We start from the raw sequence: 18,434 nt of genomic DNA on the forward strand, positions 1-18,434 counted from the left end.
TTTCTCCATCCGAACAGCGATGTATCTGTTTCCAGATAGCACTCGAAGGGCCGGCGACGAGTGGTAGTCGTCAACCGTGGAACTCCCGGTCGCAGTCGTCAGTCAATTTTTCTGTCCAGATAGGACACCTATTCCTAACCGGGAGACAGCCATGAGTGGTACTTCAGACAAAATCAAAGGCCTGGCCAACGAAGCTATCGGTAACGTGAAGCAAGGTGTCGGCAAAGTCACAGGCAATGAGAAGCTACAGGTCGAAGGTGCCATCCAAGAAAAGAAAGGTGAAGCACAGCAAGTGGCTGGCAAGGTCAAAGACGCCGTAGACAAAAAGTAGTTCTAGGCGGTAACACCGTTTCGCTGGGATGGCTATCGGATGGTAGCCATCGCAGTTCACTCATTCTGAGCTTCCAACTTATACGAAGGTTTAATCAATCATGAGAAGTGAGCAGGTAGAAGGCGTTGTAGAAAAGGTTGCCGGTAAAGCCCAAAACGCAGTCGGAAAACTGCTTTGTGATTCGAAGCTGGAAGCCGAAGGTGCGGGACGCCAAGCTGCCGGTCAGCTGACTCAAACCTATGGCGATGCCCTGGACAGCGTATCCACGTTCGTTAAAGAGAAACCAGTTGCTGCAATCGCGATTGGTGCAATTGCTCTGCTGGTTCTAGACCGTCTATTTCGCCGCTGAGTAAGGAAAAGGACGTTTCGACAGGGGTGCTCCATTTAACTTTTATCGCCTCCGTCCCCTAGAACTGTCCATCAGCGGGCTGCGGGGGTACGAGGGCAGGTATGCACAACTCACTTCCATCCAAGCAGCACGTCCAAATTACGTCGAAGCTATTGGGCCACAAATCTCTTGGAAGGGTGACTTGGGGTCAGTAGCAAGCGGAGCGCGCAGGCGGGAGGATGGAAGCCCACAGGGCCAAGACTCGGCAACATCGAGGCTTGGTTTACGACAGCCGTCCTCGTAGAGGCCCGTTCGAACTTGGCTCCCTAGAGCGCTTTCAGGAGACGCTCAAGCGTCTGATGTTGCCAAGTGCTGAGCAACGCTATTGGGTCAGTACCAAAGCGATCTCCAGAGTCAAACGACCAGCGTCGCCCATCAGAGCTGATGCACTCTTCGCAGTAGTCGAGCGTGTCACAGTCGTTGTAGATCGATATCCGCCAACCCTCGACGCTCACCACGAAATAGCCCGCATAAATCTCATCCCAAGATGCCTGGCTTTCCTTGGTCATCATCCGTCGCTCGAAGGTGACCTCCCGCAATACTTGGCATACCTCTCTCGCTGAGAGCTCAGCCGCAGTGTTTTCGCTAACGCTACCTACCTGGGATGAATGAGCTGCCACTCTGACCTCTCTCAATATTTGCTCAGCGTACATACCATCTCAGATACTCACACGCGCTGCATGGAATATTCTTGCATCTCGCAATCAACCTTCGAGTAGTGAATAGAACGATGGGTTTTGAACAATTAGCTGAGCTCCGTGACCGCCTGCGGGCTGAAAAAGAGCCGCAAAAGGCCGATATCGCAAAACAGCCTAAGCGTAAGTCCTCCTCGCAGGCTAAGCCTCGTATCAAGGATCCAGCTGTGGAAGCTATCTGGCCGCTGCAGAAGCATTTTCCATTGGCGTTCCCTGTCAATCCGGCCCCAAAGGCTCCACTCAGGGAAGGCATTCTCAAGGATGCTGAGCAGCATCTGGAGCTACTCGGGTTGACCCGTGAAGAGCTGAAGCTGGGTATTTCTACTTGGTGCCGGGGAGCTCGGTATTGGGCAAGCATGGTCGAGAACGCGCTGCGTTTGGACTTGGGTGGTCAACCAGCCGGCGTGGTAACTGCTACACAGGCTACGCATGCGAAGCAGCAGGCTTCGCGGCAGCGTGGTCAAGACCGAAGACATCGTGCGAAGCTGAAAGAGGAGGGCCAGGCTCCCACTGCCGTTGCTGCGGTGGAGCAGGATACTAACTGAATCCAGTCTAGGTGCGTTGGGGGATACTTGGTGATCCTCAGTACGGGCTCTCTGAGACGTAAGCGACTGAGGAAGTAGGGCTTGGTCAACGCTTTGGTGGGCCGTTCTCGCGGGGGGCTGTCGTGAATCTACCCCCCCCATTTTTGATGAAAACGAGTCAGTGGCGTGGATAGTGGGTGATGAAATGGCAGAAGGATTAAAGCTTTTACTTAACGGCTATGACACTGGTCATGGAGACGAGATCATCGGGCTGCTTGCTGATGCTCAGCATTTGGAATGCATGGTCGCATTTGCCAAATCGTCGGTCGGGGAGACAATTCTGGAGCCTCTCAAGCAGGCTATTGATCGCGGCATGACGGCTCGCGTCGCGATTGGCTTGAGCCTCTTCGTTACCGATCCTGCGATCCTTTATGAATTGCTCGCGTTGGAAAAACTATCTCCGACAAAGCTGGAACTGTATCTGAGCAATACCGAAGACACTTTTCACCCAAAAATCTATGCGGTACGTGAGCTAAGTGGCCATAAAGTGATCGTTGGTTCAGCGAACATGACTGCTGGAGGTTTTTCGAACAACTACGAAGCATCAGTCGTAGTCAACGATCTTGACGGGGCATTGATGTCTTCGGTCGAACGGTATTTCGGGAGCCTAATCGAGGATGGCTCGCTAATTCGCGCTACGAAGCCCCGCATAGACAAATACGCAAAACTCTACGCTGTCCATGAAGCATGGCGCAGGATGGCGAATCGCCGTGCGGACAAAGTCGGTAGGGGAGAGCTGCTTTCCTTGGATGTCCTGATCGACCGACTCGCAGACATGAAGGCCGATAAAACGAGGTTCGGATTCACAGCGCAGCAAAGCTATCGAGCGAAAGATCGGCTATCGGCTAGGCGAGGCATCAGAGAGATCGCTGCGCTCGGCAAGGTTACCTCTGAAGCGTTCTTGGAGGCCTACGAAGGCTTGATTGTACATTTCCATTCCGGTGGGTTGCATCGTGGGAAAACCATTGTATCGGTGAAGTCGGTGCGATTTATAAGGGCTCTTGCAGAGGCGTTACAGCTCGGTCGGGCCACTCCTGGGGAAGCATTCGAACTTTTGCATCGCCACTTCGTGGACATCGACCGGGCGGGCATTAACGTTCTGACGGAGATCCTGCATGCCTTGGATAATAAGCGCTACGCGGTTATGAACCAGAACGCGGTGAATGGCTTACTGGTTGCCGGATACGACCAATATCCCATCCGACCATTGAAAACCAACGTAACCCCGGAGCTTTACGCCCGATTCTGCCGAGACGCGAGAGATGTTCAAAGCCAGTTGGGTCTAGAGAACCTTTCAGAGTTGGACGCACTGTTTAACTATGTTTATTGGTCTTGATGAGGTAAACGGTTGCTGCTGATCGAACACCGCCTTGCGGGTTGCGGCATGTGGTGCCACTGGATTTGGGGTGGGCTGCTCGAAAGACGGACGTTGGGAGACGTAAATTCAAGGCGCTATCCGGGATGAGCCAAGGCCATCCGGATTGCGGTTGGTGGTAGGCCGAATTGCAGATGACGTAATGTCACGGTTCCGACACGTTAGCCTTTTTACAGGGATGTATTATTGATGCGCTTCTTTGCTCTTCTAGGTTTTATGCTGGTTCTCGCCGGCTGTGCCGATTCACACAACTGGACGCCGCAACAGAATGGGTCTGCGCGCATCGCGGCTAGCGACCGCATCCTGATCTCGACGCCGCAAGATGGTGAGTATGGGACACACGTCTACAACGGTTCTGGGAAAAATACTGCGAAGATCATCTACAACGCCACGAGTGCCAAATCACGATTGGTACGAATCGGTGGCGTGATGGAAAACTTCGAGGATGCCGTCTCCCAAGCTCAGCGTACTGATCAGGACATCCTGATCTTTCCGACGATTCTGCATTGGGAAGACCGAGCCACCGAGTGGTCAATGATCCCAGACAAGGTTGAAGTCAAAGTGGACGTGGTCAACGTACGAACCGGCGATGTCATTAGCTCAGGGATCATCAAGGGCAGCAGCGGGTTGGCAACCCTCGGTGGTGATCACCCCCAAGATTTGCTACCTGATCCGGTAGCAGAATTCGTATCCTCACTGTTCTGACGCTGCAGGCGGCGGAAAAGGTCGGAGCGCTCTCGTGCAGGGCGCTGTCACCACCTATCTAGTGGGACGCTTTCGCGCACAACTGTCATGAACCGTGCCTACGCTGTAACACTGGTTCCATCGTCCCATCTTCGGCCAAGGCCTGGGTGCTCCACTTGTGTATGGCGACATCTCCGCATGCGTAGGGTTATTAACTGCTTGGTATTAACAAGTGGCTTAAGTGTGCTGCACCAGACCTTGATACCGATCCCATTAGAATTTCCTATGCGGAATAACTCCAAAGAGGACTCCAGTGTGGCTGACTGAGTCCAGTATATATATAGGGATTTTTGATAATCAAACAACCACTTTCGGGCTTTTGGTGGGAAATTCATGTACGTCATTTTCATTTTTGTTTGGAGGTTGATATGACCCACATAAGAAAGATCGCGGCGACGAGTTTAATGAGCGAGCATAGTGTGGAATATTGCTTGGTTCCTTAAATGCTAGCCATCCTGAAACAGTCCTACCAAGATGTGACGCCAGTTTTTCCAGCAATGATGAGGGAGTTTGGTAAGAAGTCCTATGAAAATCAGAATGCTTTCTTTCGAGTTCTGGCGCTTTTCCCTCGTCGCCCAAAAATAAAGAAAGACTCCTTGTCCGGAATTTATGTGACGATAAGTCCAGAGCTTTATAGTTTTGAAAGTTTTATGAAGGCAAGAGGCATGCCTACGATAGCTGGCTGTCCCATGGTAAGGACAATATGGGATTTGTCTTGCGATCCAGAAATAGCTTGGATAGATATATCGCACGACTCTCTGAGTGAGTATTTAAATAAAATTGATTGTGAGGACGTATCAGGTGCGTTATTAGATGGGCGGGAAATATTGAGGCGGGTATCAACGTCGCAAATGTTTTCGTTAGACAGCTTGGGCGACGCTGTGCGGAAATGTAGAGAGATTAATGGAAATGCATTTATATATGGGCCTAGATACAAGCCAGTTTTTTTCTTAATCAGGTAAGCTGTACACATTGCTCTGTAGATTTGTTGGGAGTTATTCAGTGTTAAATTCGGTTGTCTAGGGAAATCCTGAAAAAGACTTCCTGATTTGGCAAAATCTCCGGACACCAATCGCCGAGCTTTTCAATGAAGCAAATGACCTTCGCCGATGCCGAGTACGCCGGTAAGCGCAAGCAGACCCGCAAGGAATTGTTCCTGATCGAGATGGATCGGGTCGTACCCTGGAAGGGTTTGATTGCCCTGATCGAACCTCATTACCCGACGGGCGAAGGGGGGCGTCCGGCCTATCCTTTGATGGCGATGCTGCGGGTTCATCTCATGCAGAACTGGTTCGGTTACAGCGATCCTGCGATGGAAGAAGCGCTGTACGAGACGACGATCTTGCGCCAGTTTTCAGGTCTGAGCCTGGAGCGGATCCCAGATGAAACTACCATCCTCAACTTCCGTCGCCTGCTGGAAAAGCACGAGTTGGCCGCTGGTATTCTCGGCGTGATCAATGGCTATCTGGGCGACCGCGGCTTGTCGCTGCGACAAGGCACCATCGTCGATGCCACGCTGATTCATGCGCCCAGTTCGACCAAGAACAAGGACGGCAAACGCGACCCTGAGATGCATCAAACCAAGAAAGGTAACCAGTATTACTTCGGTGCCAAAGCTCACATTGGTGTCGACGATGAGTCAGGGCTGGTGCACAGCGTGGTGATCACTGCGGCCAACGTCGCGGACATAACCCAAGTCGACAAACTGCTACACGGTGCTGAGAACGTGGTCTGCGCCGATGCAGGCTATACCGGTGTCGAGAAGCGCGAAGAGCATGCGGGACGCCACGTCATCTGGCAGATCGCAGCCCGGCGCAGTACCTACAAAAAACACGGTAAACGCAGCGCGCTGTACAAAGCGATGCGCAAGATCGAGAAAGCCAAGGCCCAGGTTCGCGCCAAGGTTGAGCATCCATTTCGAGTGATCAAGCGTCAGTTTGGTTATACGAAAGTGCGTTTCCGAGGCTTGGTGAAAAACACTGCTCAGATGGTGACGCTGTTCGCTCTGTCGAATCTTTGGATGGCGCGTCGATATTTGCTCTCCAGCGCAGGAGAGGTGCGTCCGTAATGAGGGAAATAGCTGCTGCGAGGAGCGTTCAGCGGAAAAAATGGATGGAATAGGCGGCAGACGTGATCGGTTTTGAACGGCTGCCGTTTTTTGAAAGCGCCTATGGCTCAGCAGTCGAAAAATAGCGGCCTACTTCAGACTATCCCTAGCGGAATCTAGGTTGTGATGGGGTTGTGGTAGATCTGATTACCGTCACCTGCTTGTGGCCAACAGTAAGGCCCGCTGGGAACACAGCGCTCGAATAGGTTGACTATCAGGGCGCTGAGGACAGGGGTACTAATCAGGGCGTGCGGCAGGGCGGCAGAGGCGGGCGTTTGGGCGCCGTCACGTCCTTTAGCGAAGCATAATAAGCATTTGAGCATGAAGATTGATTGAACCGTAGACGGTCGTGATCTCTCGCCACCGTACGATCAAGATGCCAAAAATCTTCTAGGATCTCGTCATGAAAAATAAACTTCTTGGGCTAGTCCTGGCATCCGCATTTTCGGATGCGTCCAGCGCGAGCTACGCGCAAACCTTCACGCTGCATAGCACGGAGCTTGAGGGTGGAAAATTCAGTAATGCCAACCTACTGAGCGAGCCCTATGGGTTTGGGTGCACAGGCGAGAATCTTTTTGGGATAATCGCACCGCTTCGTCCCTTGGCGGCACTCCTAAGGACAGTGCCGACGATTATCGGGAAAAGGTCGAGGCTAAATTCCCACCAATGGATATGAATCATCCTGCTGCTCGTTATCACGGTGGCGATTTTGCTGGGGCGGGTCATTTTGAAGATCCCAAATGATGCCCACAACCTACCCATAGGTTTTTGAAGGATAAATGGCGCCTATGCACAACTCCCACCTCTGGTTTCAGCGCTTTCGCGACGACTTCATCCCAGCGATCCAAAGGGTCGAAGACGTGTTCCTTCTGAGGCTTCAGCCAACGTTTCTCTCAATCGAGGCAGAAAGCGAAAAGCTTGAGAACGATCTGTGGAAGGAGGCTATGAGCCAGCCGTACTACGGCGACTACCAGGATGAAGGTGACATAGCTGAGGCCGTCAGAGATGCGTCCGTGTCACACTACATGGGGCTCAAGGGCATGGAGCTTGAATTGTTGCGCGCTCTTCCTATACCACCTGTATGAACAGCAGGTGATGCTGTTTCTGCGCCAAGAGCTGCTGGGGTGGCGAGAGAAAGACAACAGTAAGCTCTATACGCACGAGGAAGTACGCAAACGCCTCGGGCTCGTCAATGTGGACATCACGAAATTTGCCTGTTGGCCGAAGCTTGAGGAACTCCGGCACCTGGCGAACTCGATCAAGCATGGAGAAGGCAAAAGCAGCAAAGAATTATTGCAGATAGCTCCTCATCTGTTCGAAATAGGCGGGCGGGCCAACGGATGGCCTATCTCTGGACGTGTCTACACGCCGTTGCTTGGTGAGGACATCTTTGTCAATCCCGCACACATACGTGAATACGTTGGCGCGCTTAAGCAGTATTGGATGGAGCTGGGAGATGCCTTGGCTAAGGGAGCCTAATTGCCTGCGATAGCAGTGTGTCAGTCAACCCATGCGGTACTGGAAGATCGCTATCGCAGGCAAGCCAGCTCCCACAGGTTGATCTTAATCGCTCGTTGATGGCGAGGGTCATACCTGCGAGCTATGAACCAGGCGCAATCCAGCGTATTCAACCCGCCCATAACAGCATGAGCACGCCGACACACAGCAGCACGGCGTACACCGGGCGTACGCGGCGGGCGCGGTCTTGCAGTGCGCCAAGGGTGCAAAGTGCGATGAGCACCGCGAACACCCAGCGGGGCAGGTGGGCGGTGATGCCTAAACGGTTTCGTGCCCGTGGCTTGATCGGCGAAGTGTTGCGATTTGCGGGTTCTGGCCGGTTCATGGACGAGTCCTTTCGCTCATGATGAATGGGTGAGCCAATCGATGATTGCGCTCTCGACTGGCCAAGCTAGCGCAGTTTGTGGGAGGCGTAACCTGTGAGAACTGACAGTTTTTTGAACTGTTTTGGCATTCACCGGAGATTCAATGTGGGAGCTGGCTTGCCTGCGATAGCAGTGTGTCAGCCAACCCATCCGGTACTGGAAGACCGCTATCGCAGGCAAGCTCCCACAGGTTGATCTTCATTGGGGTGGAGATTTGTGTTTTCTCCAAACAAAAAATGCGCCCCTGAGGGCGCATTTTTTTGTTCGGTCAGCTATCACCTGATCAGGCAATCGCATCCCAAGCCCGATCACCGTGCTCGTCTTTAATCCGAGTCGGCAAGCCCATCACGTCCAGCGCCTTCAGGAACGGCTCAGCCGGCAGTTCCTCGACGTTGGCCATGTGTTTCACGTCCCACTCGCCACGCGCCACCAGCAGCGCAGCGGCCACCGGTGGTACGCCTGCGGTGTAGGAGATGCCTTGGCTGTCGGTCTCGGCAAAGGCTTCTTCATGGCAGGCCACGTTGTAGATGAACATCTCACGTGGCTGGCCGCCTTTGGTGCCTTTGACCAAGTCACCGATGCAGGTTTTGCCGGTGTAGCCCGGGGCAAGCGAAGACGGGTCGGGCAGCACGGCCTTGACCAGTTTAAGCGGCACGACTTCCAGGCCTTCGGCGGTGGTGACCGGCTTTTCGGAGAGCAGGCCGAGGTTTTTCAATACGGTGAACACGTTGATGTAGTGTTCGCCGAAGCTCATCCAGAAACGCACGTTGGGCACGTCGAGGTTTTTCGACAGCGAGTGCACTTCATCGTGGCCGGTAAGGTAGAGGTTCTGCGAACCAACGACCGGCAGGTCGTCGGTGCGTTTGACTTCGAACATGGTGTTGCTGGTCCACTGGCTGTTCTGCCAGCTCCACACCTGCCCGGTGAACTCGCGGAAGTTGATTTCCGGGTCGAAGTTGGTGGCAAAGTATTTGCCATGGCTGCCGGCATTGACGTCGAGAATGTCGATCGAATCAATGCGGTCGAAATGCTGTTGCTGCGCCAGCGCGGCATACGCGTTGACGACACCCGGGTCGAAGCCCACGCCAAGGATGGCGGTGATGTTCTTCTGTTTGCACTCTTCCAGGTGGTTCCATTCATAGTTGCCGTACCACGGCGGGGTCTCGCAGACCTTGCCCGGCTCTTCGTGAATGGCGGTGTCCAGGTACGCAACGCCCGTGTCGATGCAGGCACGCAGTACCGACATGTTGAGGAACGAGGAACCTACGTTGATGACGATCTGCGACTCTGTCTCGCGGATCAGGGCCTTGGTCGCTTCCACGTCCATGGCGTTCAGCGCAAAGGCTTTAATATCCGCAGGCACCTTGAGGCTACCCTTGGCCTTGACGCTGTCGATGATGGCCTGGCATTTGGAGATGTTGCGCGACGCGATAGCAATACGACCTAGTTCGTCGTTGTGCTGCGCGCACTTGTGGGCCACCACCTTGGCGACACCTCCTGCACCAATGATAAGAACGTTCTTTTTCAATTGCTTTATCTCTCCTTTATCCGCCAGCTTACGAAAGGCTGGACAGGTAGTCGTCGTAACCAAATTCACGAACCACCTCGACTGTACCGTCGAGTTGTTTCACTACGATGGACGGCATTTTCAGGCCGTTGAACCAGTTTTTCTTGACCATGGTGTAGCCTGCGGTGTCGATGAACGACAGCCGATCGCCGATGGCCAGCGGACGATCAAATTGATACTCGCCGAAGATGTCCCCGGCCAGGCAGGATTTGCCGCACACCATATAGGTGTGTTCACCCGCGCTCGGCGCCAGCTTGGCGTTGAGGCGGTAGATCAGCAGGTCCAGCAGGTGGGCTTCGATGGAGCTGTCCACTACAGCAAGGTTCTTGCCGTTGTAGAGGGTGTCGAGCACGGTGACTTCCAGGGAAGCGCTGTTGGTGATCGCCGCTTCGCCGGGTTCCAGGTACACCTGCACGTCGTACTTCTGCGAGAACGCCTTGAGGCGCTGGCAGAAGGCGTCGATGGCATAGCCTTCACCGGTAAAGTGGATGCCGCCGCCGAGGCTCACCCAGTTGACCTTGTGCAGCAGCGCACCGAAGCGTTCTTCGATGGTGTTGAGCATCTGGTCGAACAGGTTGAAGTCACCGTTCTCGCAATTGTTGTGGAACATGAAGCCGGAGATCTGCTCGATCACGCCTTCGATCTTCACCGGGTCCCATTCGCCCAGGCGGCTGAATGGGCGCGCCGGGTCGGCGAGCAAATAGTCGGAGCTGCTGACCTGCGGGTTGACGCGCAGGCCGCGGGTCTTGCCTTCGCTGCGTTCGGCAAAACGTTGCAATTGGCTGATGGAGTTGAAGATGATCTTGTCGCAGTTCTCCAGCATCTCTTCGATTTCGTCGTCAGCCCACGCCACGCTGTAGGCGTGCGCTTCACCTTCGAACTTCTGGCGACCGAGCTTCAATTCATACAGCGACGACGAGGTGGTGCCGTCCATGTATTCCTGCATCAGGTCAAACACCGACCAGGTGGCGAAGCACTTGAGCGCCAGCAGCGCCTTGGCGCCGGACTGCTCGCGCACGTAAGCAATCTTCTGCATGTTGACCAGAAGCTTCTGTTTATCGATGAGGTAGTACGGCGTTTTGATCATTTTTGAGAGCCTGCGGCGGTGCCTGCCAAAAAAGGACACGCATTGTGCCCGCACTTGGATCAGATCGGAAGGTTAGCGGGCGGATTTTGCGCGCCAGATTTCCAAGGGTAGCGCCTGAGTATGACTGTTTATGGCTACAACGCCGGTCCGCGGTAGCTGCAGGTGGGCCAAATCACTGCACGGACTTGGCGTGAGTGGCGGTGTCATCAGTCACCGAGTGAAACCCGCACTGTAGATAAAACGCTGCGCCCTGGGCTGTATCTGTCGTCAGGCGCACCGTTTGAAAGCGCATGGCGGCGAATGCCAGCAACTGTTGCACCAGCGCTTTTCCGATATGTTGCCCACGCATCGATGGCGCGACGTAGACGCGGCGGATTCGGCCGTTGTCGGGAGTGGCATACGGATCGCGTGAAACGCCACCGATTGCGACCAACTGGTCGTGGCGAAACACGCCCAAAAGGCACTCGCCGGGTTGATCAAACCGGGTGGTGCGGTTTTCCCATTCGGTGACAAGCCGCGTGAGGAACCTGAACCCTTCGGCGACGGCCTGCGCGTGCAGCGTGTGGATCTGCTCGGGCAGATCTTCCAGGCGTTTTATCGAAAAGTCTTGGCTGAGAACCATCACGCCACCCGATTGCGACCCGCGCCCTTGGCCTGATACAGCTGCATATCCGCACGCTTGAGCAGCGCTGAAGAATCCCTGTCTGTCGGCTCCGCGATGCTCACGCCAATACTCACCGTCACATGCCCAACCGTCGCAAACTTCGCGGCCGCCACCGCCGCGCGGATTTTCTCGGCGACCACCTCAGGGCTGTCCGGCTCTTCGACTTCCGGCAGCAACACCGCGAACTCTTCTCCGCCATAACGTGCGACAAAGTCGGTGGCACGTGTGTTGCTCTCGATCAGGGCTGCCAGTTGGCACAGTACCTCGTCACCGACCGCGTGGCCGTAGGTATCGTTGACGCGCTTGAAGTAGTCGGCGTCGATCAGCAGCAGGGCGAAGGTGCGGCCGCTGCGTTGGAACAGCAGGCTGTTTTCGGCGAGTTTTTCGTCGAAGCGGCGGCGATTGTAGACGCCGGTCATTGCATCGTGGGTCGCCAGGTTGAGCAGGTCGGCGTTGGCCTGGGTGAGGTCGGCCGTGCGTTGGGCGACGGTGGCTTCCAGGGTGGCGTTTGCCTCTTGCAGTTGGCGCTCCTTGGCCAGCAGCGATTGGGTCATGCCAGTGAGGGAGCGGCCCAGTTGCGCGATCTCCAGCACTGAGTGTTCCTGTGCAAACGCGGCGCCAGGTTGCTGCTCCTGCACGAGCCTGGCGGATTTGGCCAGGCGTTCGATCGGGCGGCTGAGGGAGGAGGCGAGGTAGTAGGCCGCCAAGACGAACGCTACCGCTGCCAGCACGCCGAGTATCAGCAATTTATACAGCAGCGTGCGCGCCGGTTGCAGGGCCACGTCCAGCGGCTGACGGACCATGATGTACCAGGTCATTTTCGCATTGGACGGGCTCGGCACGGCGACCGAGGCCGTGACGTAGCCGTTGCCGGCCCACCAACCGGAATGGGTGATCAGTTTGCCTTGCGGCATTTGCTCGCCGGAAAGGCTCTCGGGGTAGAGCACCTTGCCGTCGAAGTCGACGATCAGGGCTTCGATATCAGGGATAGCGTCTTTTTGCATCACTGCCGAGTCGACAATTTGCGTGACCCAACGCCAATGCGCATGCGCGCCCAGCACGCCGATGGTCTCTCCCTGGGCATTGCGGATAGGTGCGGCAAAGTCGATAAAACGCAATGGCTCGCCGCTGGCCGAACTGGGCAACAGCTTGGCCAGCAACACCGCTTCGTGAGGGTCACCGGTGTATTCGTCGCGCAGACCGGCCTGGAACCAGGGCCGCTGGCTGACCGACTGGTTGACCAGCAACCCATTGACCGCCTGGCGAATATGCCCCTCGGCGTCGGCGATACCCATCCAGGCATATTCGGCGCGTGACTGGGTGCGCAACTCCATCAGGGCGAGGAGGTCTGGCGCATCCAGGTTGCCCTTGCGCATCAGGGGCGCCTTGCTCAACAAAGACACTTCCAGCTGGCGTTCACGCAGTTGCACGGCGAGCAAGGCCGCGGTGGAGCGCGCCGTGCTCAGCAGGGCATTGCCACTGGCCTGTTTCATTTGTTCGGTGGCGATATGGCCCACGTAGATCCCGACGCTCAGCAGCGTGAGCAGTGACAAACCGGCAAACCATAAGGTCAGGTGAGTGCGCAGGCTGGCGTTGATCATGGGTACTCATTTGAGTGGGTATTTTAAACATGATAGTCGTTGCACAGAGATGATGAACAACCACAAACGTTCAAGAATGCGCACCAACCCCCTCAGTAGACTCGCCTGACTTCTTCTACTGCAGGTTCCCCATGGACATTTTCCTCTACGCGTTCAGCGTCATGTACAGCCCCGGTCCCGTCAATTTGATGGGCCTCAATGCCGGGCTTACGGGCAAGTTCCGTCGCTCCACCGGCTTCTACATCGGCGTGGGGTGCGCGATGCTGTTGATGTTCGTGCTGTTCGGCTACACCGGCGAAGCGATCATCTCCCAGGCGGCGCTGCCGTATATCTCGTTGATTGGCGGCGTGTACACGCTGTACCTCGCGTACCAGGTGTTCACCGCGCGTACCGAGGTGGATGATTCTTCAAGCTCGCCGGCCAAGACCCTGACCTTCTGGAATGGCCTGGTGATTCAGTTGCTCAACCCCAAGGGCATCGTCGCGGTGTTGCCGATCACCAGCGTGATGTTGCCGGCGGCGCATATTACCGGCGCCTCGATCTTTGGCGTATCGGCCTTGCTGGGGCTGGGGGCAGTCGGCGCGCCGTGGCTGTACGCCTTGCTGGGCGCGCTGCTGGGGCGGCGGATCAACGGGGCGGCGGCGTTTACCTGGTTTAACCGCTGCATGGGGCTGGCGCTGGCCGGGTGTGCGTATTTCATGTTCCACGCGTTCTACCTGCACGTCTTTACACCTTAAGCCGTGGGTCAGCCTCGGTGGCGCGCAGTGTCAGGCTTCGACGTCAAGGGCGATCAATACCCCATAGGTGCGAACGCGCACAAGCTTGCGCGGCGCTTGTGGGAAACTTAATGGATATCGCCGACGTCGATGATGAAATCTACCGGGCTTTTTTTGCGTTAAAGAGTGGGAGAGAACCATGACGAGCATGAACGAACAAACCGCCGAGGAGGTGATCGCGTTCTGGAAGCAGGCCGGGCCAAAGCGCTGGTTCGCCAAGGATGAGGCGTTTGACGCGGCCTTTCGCGAGACCTTTCACGCCACGCATATGCAAGCCGCTCGACGTGAGCTGGAAAGCTGGCTGGAGTCGGCGCAGGGCGCGCTGGCCTTGCTGATCTTGCTGGATCAATACCCGCGCAATGCGTTTCGCGGCACCGCGCATATGTTCGCCACCGACCCGCTGGCGCGTTTATACGCCTACCGGATGGTGGACGCCGGGTTGGACCAACAGATCGAGCCCCAACTGCGCGCCTTCTGTTATCTGCCGTTTGAACATTCCGAAGAGCCGGCGGACCAGCAGCGTTCGCTGGCGTTGAACCAGCCTTTGGACGCCAGCACCTACCATTGGGCCAAGGAACACGCCGATATCATTGAACGGTTTGGGCGGTTTCCCCATCGCAACGCGGTGTTGGCCAGGGCAACCACCGAACTCGAGCACGAGTTTCTCAAGGCCGGCGGCTTCGCCAGCTAAGCGGCGATCGCGTGATCGTTCCCACGCTCTGCGTGGGCATGCATCCAGCGACGCTCTGCGTCGCCTTGCGCAAGGCTTAAGGCATGCGCCAACTTGGGACGCGGAGCGTCCGGGGCGGCATTTCCACGCAGAGCGTGGGGACGATCATGCTTCTTGGGCGCTGGCGGGCGCCAGGGTTTCCTTGGTACCCACTGGACGAAAGCGCCGCAGCCCCTTGAGGTCGACCGCCCAGCGCAGTGCTTCGGTGGCCGAGGGGCGCGGGCCATGGGTGATCGCGTGTTCATCCTGGGTGAGCGTGCCGAGGTAGCCCTGGGCGCCGCCGCGCTCGCTCCAGTAGCGGGTGTGGCTGAGCCAGGAGTGGGCGAGCCAGCCTTTCCAGGTGCCCACGGTGACGGGTAAATCCAGCACGCCGGCACCCATCACCGGCATGACCGGGCCGCCGACGATATCGCCAAACAAGCCGTAGGGCGCGGGGAAGTAGAGGTTGGTCCAGCGCGTCACGGCAAACGCCGCAGCATGGTGCAGGTACTGCGGGGTAAACGGTTTTTGCCCGAGCATCACCGGCTGGCGGGCGTTATAGCCATAGCCTTTGGTGTCTTCGGTAGGCGGGCAGGCCGGCGCTTCGCGGCGCTCGATGCGTTTTTTAAAGTCACTCACGCTGCGGCCCAGCAACAGGCTGGCGTGGGCCATGGGGCTACCCACCGTGACCAAATCCGTGATGCGCCAGGGGTTGCCCAGGCCGCGTTGTTCGATAAACGCTTGGGCCTGTTGTTCACGAAATCTCAGGACACTGCCCAGGCTACCGTCGAGGGCGGCGCCGGCGTTGGGCAGCGTTTCGTTGATCACCGGCTGCAGCGGTTGGTGCTCGGCATACCGGTTGGCCAACTCGCGGTTGCTGGGGATCACCTTGGTCAGTTGATCGTGATGTTCATGCCACAGGTAGCCGACGATGTCGTAGGCAATCACACTGCCCAAACTGTGACCGACGACGATGATGCGGTCGTAGTCGCCCTTGTTGTGCAGGGCGCGCAGTAACGCGACGCCATCGGCGCGGATCTGTTCGCGCACCACCACGTTCTGCGGGTTGGGGCTCAGGTAGCGGGCCGCATCACCCAGGTAGGACAGCGCGGAATAACGCAGCCCCAGGCCGATGGCGCCGAGCAGCAGTGGCACCAGCGCGAAGGGATTGTCGCTGTGATCGAACCGGCCCCAGGCTGTGGCGAGGGTGCCGCTGGCAATCAGCAGCAGGAGCACCAGCACTGTCCAGCGCGTGGTACGCCAGATCGGCACGATGGCCTCGGGAATGTCACGGCGCGGGCGCTTGAAAATATCCCACAACCAGCCCAGCAGGTGGCCAACCTTGGTGCCCTGCATCTTGTGGGCCCAGTAATACTCGTAGAAATCCGTGCTGGTGCGGCCGGAGGACTTCAAAACGCGCAGGTCAAAATTGCGCGAAAGCCGGTCGGGTTTGCTCCAATAGAACGGCGTGCCATCGGGCGTGTCCGCCGGGATCATCGCTTCGACGAAGCCGCGCAAGGTGTCCATCGGGCGTTGTTCGCCGATGCCATGGATAACGACAACTGCTTGTTTCATAAGCTTATCTTCCTTGAAAGCTATGGGTGAGTGGTGCGAAGGCCGGACCGGCTTCGCGGCGTGGCAAAGAGCTATGATCTTGCCACTAATGCTGCTATTCCTGCCAGGAATGCCTCCATAAAAACTGCGCATTGTCTTTCTGGTTGCCGATCTCGTAGCGTGGGCCTTCACCCAAGGAGAACCTTATGCCTGCACCGTCGTTGCGCCTTTATGTCGATGCTCAATTCACCAGCCCCTACGCCCTGTCGGTGTTCGTCACCTTGCTGGAAAAGGGCCTGGCCTTCGAAACCGTCACCCTTGACCTGGACACGGCGCAAAACCGCGCGGCGGAATTTGCCCAACTGTCGCTGACCCAGCGCGTGCCCACGTTGGTGCAAGGCGACTTTGCATTGTCGGAGTCCTCGGCGATCAGCGAATACCTGGATGAGGCTTACCCCGAGACCACGGTGTACCCGACGGACCCAAAACAGCGGGCGAGGGCGCGCCAGGTCCAGGCGTGGCTGCGCAGCGACTTGCAGGCGATTCGTCAGGAACGCTCGACGCTGGTGGTGTTTTACGGACAGAAGAGGCCGCCGCTGTCGCTTGCAGGTGAGGCGGCCGCGCGCAAGTTGATCAGCGCGGCACAGGCGTTATTGGCAGGCGACTCGGAATACCTGTTCGGCGCGTGGTCGATTGCCGATGTCGACCTGGCTGTGATGCTCAACCGCCTGATCCTCAACGGTGACAAGGTGCCGTCCGAGCTGGTGGCCTATGCACAGCGCCAATGGCAGCGGCCCTCGGTGCAGGCCTGGGTCAACCTGCAACGCCCGGCGCTCTAGGGGTTACAGCCATTCCTGGGCCACACGCCGGTCCAGGTCTTCCCAATCGGCCATGCCCAGCACGCGCATGGTGTTCAAGCCGCGCAGGTAGCCGCGTAGTTGCTGGGCGCTGGCGCAACGCAGGTCGGCATCTGCGGTTGGGTCCTGCAGCACGTTTTCATAATCGACCAGGTAATCGGCGACCCGCTCGCGAAACTCCGGCAATACGGCTTCGCGGATGCGGTCGAAGGTTTTCTGGTGGGGCTTCATGGCGTGGTCCTTATAGGTTTTATGAGAATAGGCTGCCTGACACTATCGGTTCAAATGATAGTCACCATCAAGGATCACACGTTCTGTTTTTGCGCCAAAAGCGGAGAATCGCCCCATCGACACGCTGCTCAAGGAAATGCGCGATGAGGACGATTATTCAGCTGGGCCTGATGATACTGATGCTCGGCACCACGGTGCTGGCCAACCCGGCGATTGCCGATGATCTGCGTACCGGCCATTTGCTGCCCCTCGTCGGTAGCGTAGACTCGCTGCGGCACGCGCAATCGGTGGGGGTGCTGTACAGCGAAAACACCCGCGACAACCTCAGCTACCTTGAACGCTACCACGCCATGGCCATGAACGGCGCCAGGGATGCCCTCGACGGGCGCATCCGCGAAGCGTTCGTCAACAGCTCCGACCCGGAACTGGCGATTGATTGGTTGATGAGTTCGCTGCAGGGCACTTTTCTTACAGTCACTGTCTATAGCAGCCTGGATGAACTGGTGCAGGCGCACCCGGATGTGGTGGTGGTGCTCGATACCCACAACCAACTGTTGACCCAGCGTAACGATCAGGTTGAGGCGCGCTTTGTTGCACGCTTCTATGACGCTAACCTGCAATACATCGCCAAGGCCGAAGGCTCGGTGCACAAGCAAGTGCCGTCGGTGTGGGTGCATGACAAGGCGGCGCCGGAAATTGCCGCACAGATTGAACAGCAGCGTGATGTACAGCTTGATGCGTTGAAGCAGTTCGACGTGTCGCTCAAGGCGTTGGTACGCGCCAGTTGATGTGAACTTTTCTTTTTATACTCAGGATTTTATATGCGCGCTTTTTTCATTCCGGCCCTGGCTGCTGCACCTTTGTTGCTGACCGGTTGTATCACCGCTCCCAATGCTCCGAGCTTGACCCTGCAAACCAGCAAGACGCCCGAGGGCTATGTGCAGTGCGTATTGCCCAAGCTTGAAAAGCACGGCATCACCTCGACCGTGACCCAGAACTCGCGTCACGCCAAAGTAGTGTTGACCAGCAAGATTGCCGCCGATGATGTGCTGGAAGCCTACAAATCCCAGGACGGCACCAAGGTGTTCCTGTATGAGCGCAAGCCGCTGGCGTCGGCGATCAAGCCTTCGCGGCTGGAGTTGGCGGCGCAGGATTGCAAATAATCCTGGTAGGCGTACAGATTTAAATGTGGGAGCAACTGTCTTAACCTACCGTCCGTCAGCGCCATTCTGTACCGTCTCGCAGCATGGCATTTAGTCTGATCAGTAGTATCCGCATGCA

Annotated in this window: 22 protein-coding genes; 14 read left to right on the forward strand and 8 right to left on the reverse strand. The window is 56.7% G+C overall.

All coding sequences use genetic code 11. From position 1 onward, the window contains the following. The first annotated feature begins 151 nt into the window (after window positions 1-151). Window positions 152-331, forward strand: a complete 180-nt coding sequence (locus ASE80_RS16235; protein ID WP_003191424.1) for a CsbD family protein — start codon at window positions 152-154, stop codon at window positions 329-331. Between the two features lie 100 nt (window positions 332-431). Next, entirely contained in the window at window positions 432-680 is a 249-nt protein-coding gene (locus ASE80_RS16240) for a CsbD family protein (protein WP_056859814.1), read from the forward strand. 305 nt (window positions 681-985) lie between these two features. Here ASE80_RS16240 and ASE80_RS31880 read toward each other — a convergent pair whose 3' ends face one another. Then, window positions 986-1,372 (reverse strand): DUF7693 family protein, encoded by a 387-nt coding sequence (locus tag ASE80_RS31880; protein ID WP_442962911.1) that lies wholly within the window; start codon window positions 1,370-1,372, stop codon window positions 986-988. A gap of 77 nt (window positions 1,373-1,449) precedes the next feature. On the opposite strand from ASE80_RS31880, the gene ASE80_RS16250 reads away from it, so the two are divergent. The 7 genes from ASE80_RS16250 to ASE80_RS16280 all read left to right on the forward strand — a co-directional run bounded on the left by ASE80_RS16250 (window position 1,450) and on the right by ASE80_RS16280 (window position 7,703). Then, entirely contained in the window at window positions 1,450-1,959 is a 510-nt protein-coding gene (locus ASE80_RS16250) for a ProQ/FinO family protein (protein WP_056859815.1), read from the forward strand. Between the two features lie 172 nt (window positions 1,960-2,131). Then, window positions 2,132-3,334, forward strand: coding sequence for a phospholipase D family protein (locus tag ASE80_RS16255; protein ID WP_236708839.1), 1,203 nt, complete (start codon window positions 2,132-2,134; stop codon window positions 3,332-3,334). Between the two features lie 228 nt (window positions 3,335-3,562). Further along, window positions 3,563-4,078, forward strand: a complete 516-nt coding sequence (locus ASE80_RS16260) for a DUF4823 domain-containing protein (protein WP_056859817.1) — start codon at window positions 3,563-3,565, stop codon at window positions 4,076-4,078. Window positions 4,079-4,560: 482 nt separating this feature from the next. Further along, the gene (locus ASE80_RS30780) at window positions 4,561-5,079 is read left to right on the forward strand and encodes a hypothetical protein (RefSeq protein ID WP_133257351.1); all 519 of its coding nucleotides are present in this window, start codon (window positions 4,561-4,563) and stop codon (window positions 5,077-5,079) included. A gap of 125 nt (window positions 5,080-5,204) precedes the next feature. Next, window positions 5,205-6,185 (forward strand): IS5 family transposase, encoded by a 981-nt coding sequence (locus ASE80_RS16265; protein WP_056859818.1) that lies wholly within the window; start codon window positions 5,205-5,207, stop codon window positions 6,183-6,185. An 827-nt stretch (window positions 6,186-7,012) separates the two neighbouring features. Then, window positions 7,013-7,309, forward strand: a complete 297-nt coding sequence (locus tag ASE80_RS16275; protein ID WP_056859820.1) for a hypothetical protein — start codon at window positions 7,013-7,015, stop codon at window positions 7,307-7,309. A 7-nt stretch (window positions 7,310-7,316) separates the two neighbouring features. Further along, window positions 7,317-7,703 carry a hypothetical protein gene (locus ASE80_RS16280; protein WP_156376415.1) on the forward strand — a complete coding sequence of 129 codons (387 nt, stop codon included), beginning with the start codon at window positions 7,317-7,319 and terminating at the stop codon, window positions 7,701-7,703. Window positions 7,704-7,851: 148 nt separating this feature from the next. On the opposite strand, the gene ASE80_RS16285 is transcribed toward ASE80_RS16280, so the two are convergent. The 5 genes from ASE80_RS16285 to ASE80_RS16305 form a co-directional block, all read right to left on the reverse strand. After that, window positions 7,852-8,067 (reverse strand): hypothetical protein, encoded by a 216-nt coding sequence (locus tag ASE80_RS16285; RefSeq protein WP_056859822.1) that lies wholly within the window; start codon window positions 8,065-8,067, stop codon window positions 7,852-7,854. Window positions 8,068-8,390: 323 nt separating this feature from the next. Beyond that, window positions 8,391-9,635, reverse strand: a complete 1,245-nt coding sequence (locus tag ASE80_RS16290) for a saccharopine dehydrogenase family protein (protein WP_056859823.1) — start codon at window positions 9,633-9,635, stop codon at window positions 8,391-8,393. A 28-nt stretch (window positions 9,636-9,663) separates the two neighbouring features. Then, entirely contained in the window at window positions 9,664-10,761 is a 1,098-nt protein-coding gene (locus tag ASE80_RS16295) for a carboxynorspermidine decarboxylase (RefSeq protein ID WP_056859824.1), read from the reverse strand. A gap of 172 nt (window positions 10,762-10,933) precedes the next feature. Continuing rightward, entirely contained in the window at window positions 10,934-11,383 is a 450-nt protein-coding gene (locus ASE80_RS16300; RefSeq protein ID WP_056859825.1) for a GNAT family N-acetyltransferase, read from the reverse strand. After that, complete coding sequence (locus ASE80_RS16305) at window positions 11,383-13,026, reverse strand: sensor domain-containing diguanylate cyclase (protein WP_056859826.1); 1,644 nt, start codon at window positions 13,024-13,026, stop codon at window positions 11,383-11,385. The genes ASE80_RS16300 and ASE80_RS16305 overlap by 1 nt, the downstream gene beginning before the upstream one ends. A gap of 131 nt (window positions 13,027-13,157) precedes the next feature. Between ASE80_RS16305 and ASE80_RS16310 the strand changes: the two genes are divergently transcribed. Both ASE80_RS16310 and ASE80_RS16315 read left to right on the forward strand, forming a co-directional pair. Next, entirely contained in the window at window positions 13,158-13,763 is a 606-nt protein-coding gene (locus tag ASE80_RS16310; protein ID WP_056859827.1) for a LysE family translocator, read from the forward strand. 178 nt (window positions 13,764-13,941) lie between these two features. Then, entirely contained in the window at window positions 13,942-14,493 is a 552-nt protein-coding gene (locus ASE80_RS16315; RefSeq protein WP_371920521.1) for a DUF924 family protein, read from the forward strand. A gap of 144 nt (window positions 14,494-14,637) precedes the next feature. Here ASE80_RS16315 and ASE80_RS16320 read toward each other — a convergent pair whose 3' ends face one another. Beyond that, window positions 14,638-16,086 carry a hypothetical protein gene (locus ASE80_RS16320; RefSeq protein ID WP_056859829.1) on the reverse strand — a complete coding sequence of 483 codons (1,449 nt, stop codon included), beginning with the start codon at window positions 16,084-16,086 and terminating at the stop codon, window positions 14,638-14,640. Between the two features lie 185 nt (window positions 16,087-16,271). Between ASE80_RS16320 and yfcF the strand changes: the two genes are divergently transcribed. After that, window positions 16,272-16,904 carry a glutathione transferase gene (gene yfcF, locus ASE80_RS16325; RefSeq protein ID WP_056859830.1) on the forward strand — a complete coding sequence of 211 codons (633 nt, stop codon included), beginning with the start codon at window positions 16,272-16,274 and terminating at the stop codon, window positions 16,902-16,904. 3 nt (window positions 16,905-16,907) lie between these two features. On the opposite strand, the gene ASE80_RS16330 is transcribed toward yfcF, so the two are convergent. Continuing rightward, entirely contained in the window at window positions 16,908-17,153 is a 246-nt protein-coding gene (locus ASE80_RS16330; RefSeq protein WP_056859831.1) for a hypothetical protein, read from the reverse strand. 143 nt (window positions 17,154-17,296) lie between these two features. On the opposite strand from ASE80_RS16330, the gene ASE80_RS16335 reads away from it, so the two are divergent. Together ASE80_RS16335 and ASE80_RS16340 are read left to right on the forward strand one after the other, a co-directional pair. Further along, entirely contained in the window at window positions 17,297-17,941 is a 645-nt protein-coding gene (locus ASE80_RS16335) for a hypothetical protein (protein ID WP_056859832.1), read from the forward strand. Window positions 17,942-17,974: 33 nt separating this feature from the next. Next, window positions 17,975-18,316, forward strand: a complete 342-nt coding sequence (locus tag ASE80_RS16340) for a hypothetical protein (RefSeq protein ID WP_056859833.1) — start codon at window positions 17,975-17,977, stop codon at window positions 18,314-18,316. Window positions 18,317-18,434: the final 118 nt, after the last annotated feature.

Source organism: Pseudomonas sp. Leaf15 (assembly GCF_001421425.1).
In the GTDB taxonomy this organism is placed as follows: Bacteria; Pseudomonadota; Gammaproteobacteria; order Pseudomonadales; family Pseudomonadaceae; genus Aquipseudomonas; species Aquipseudomonas salomonii.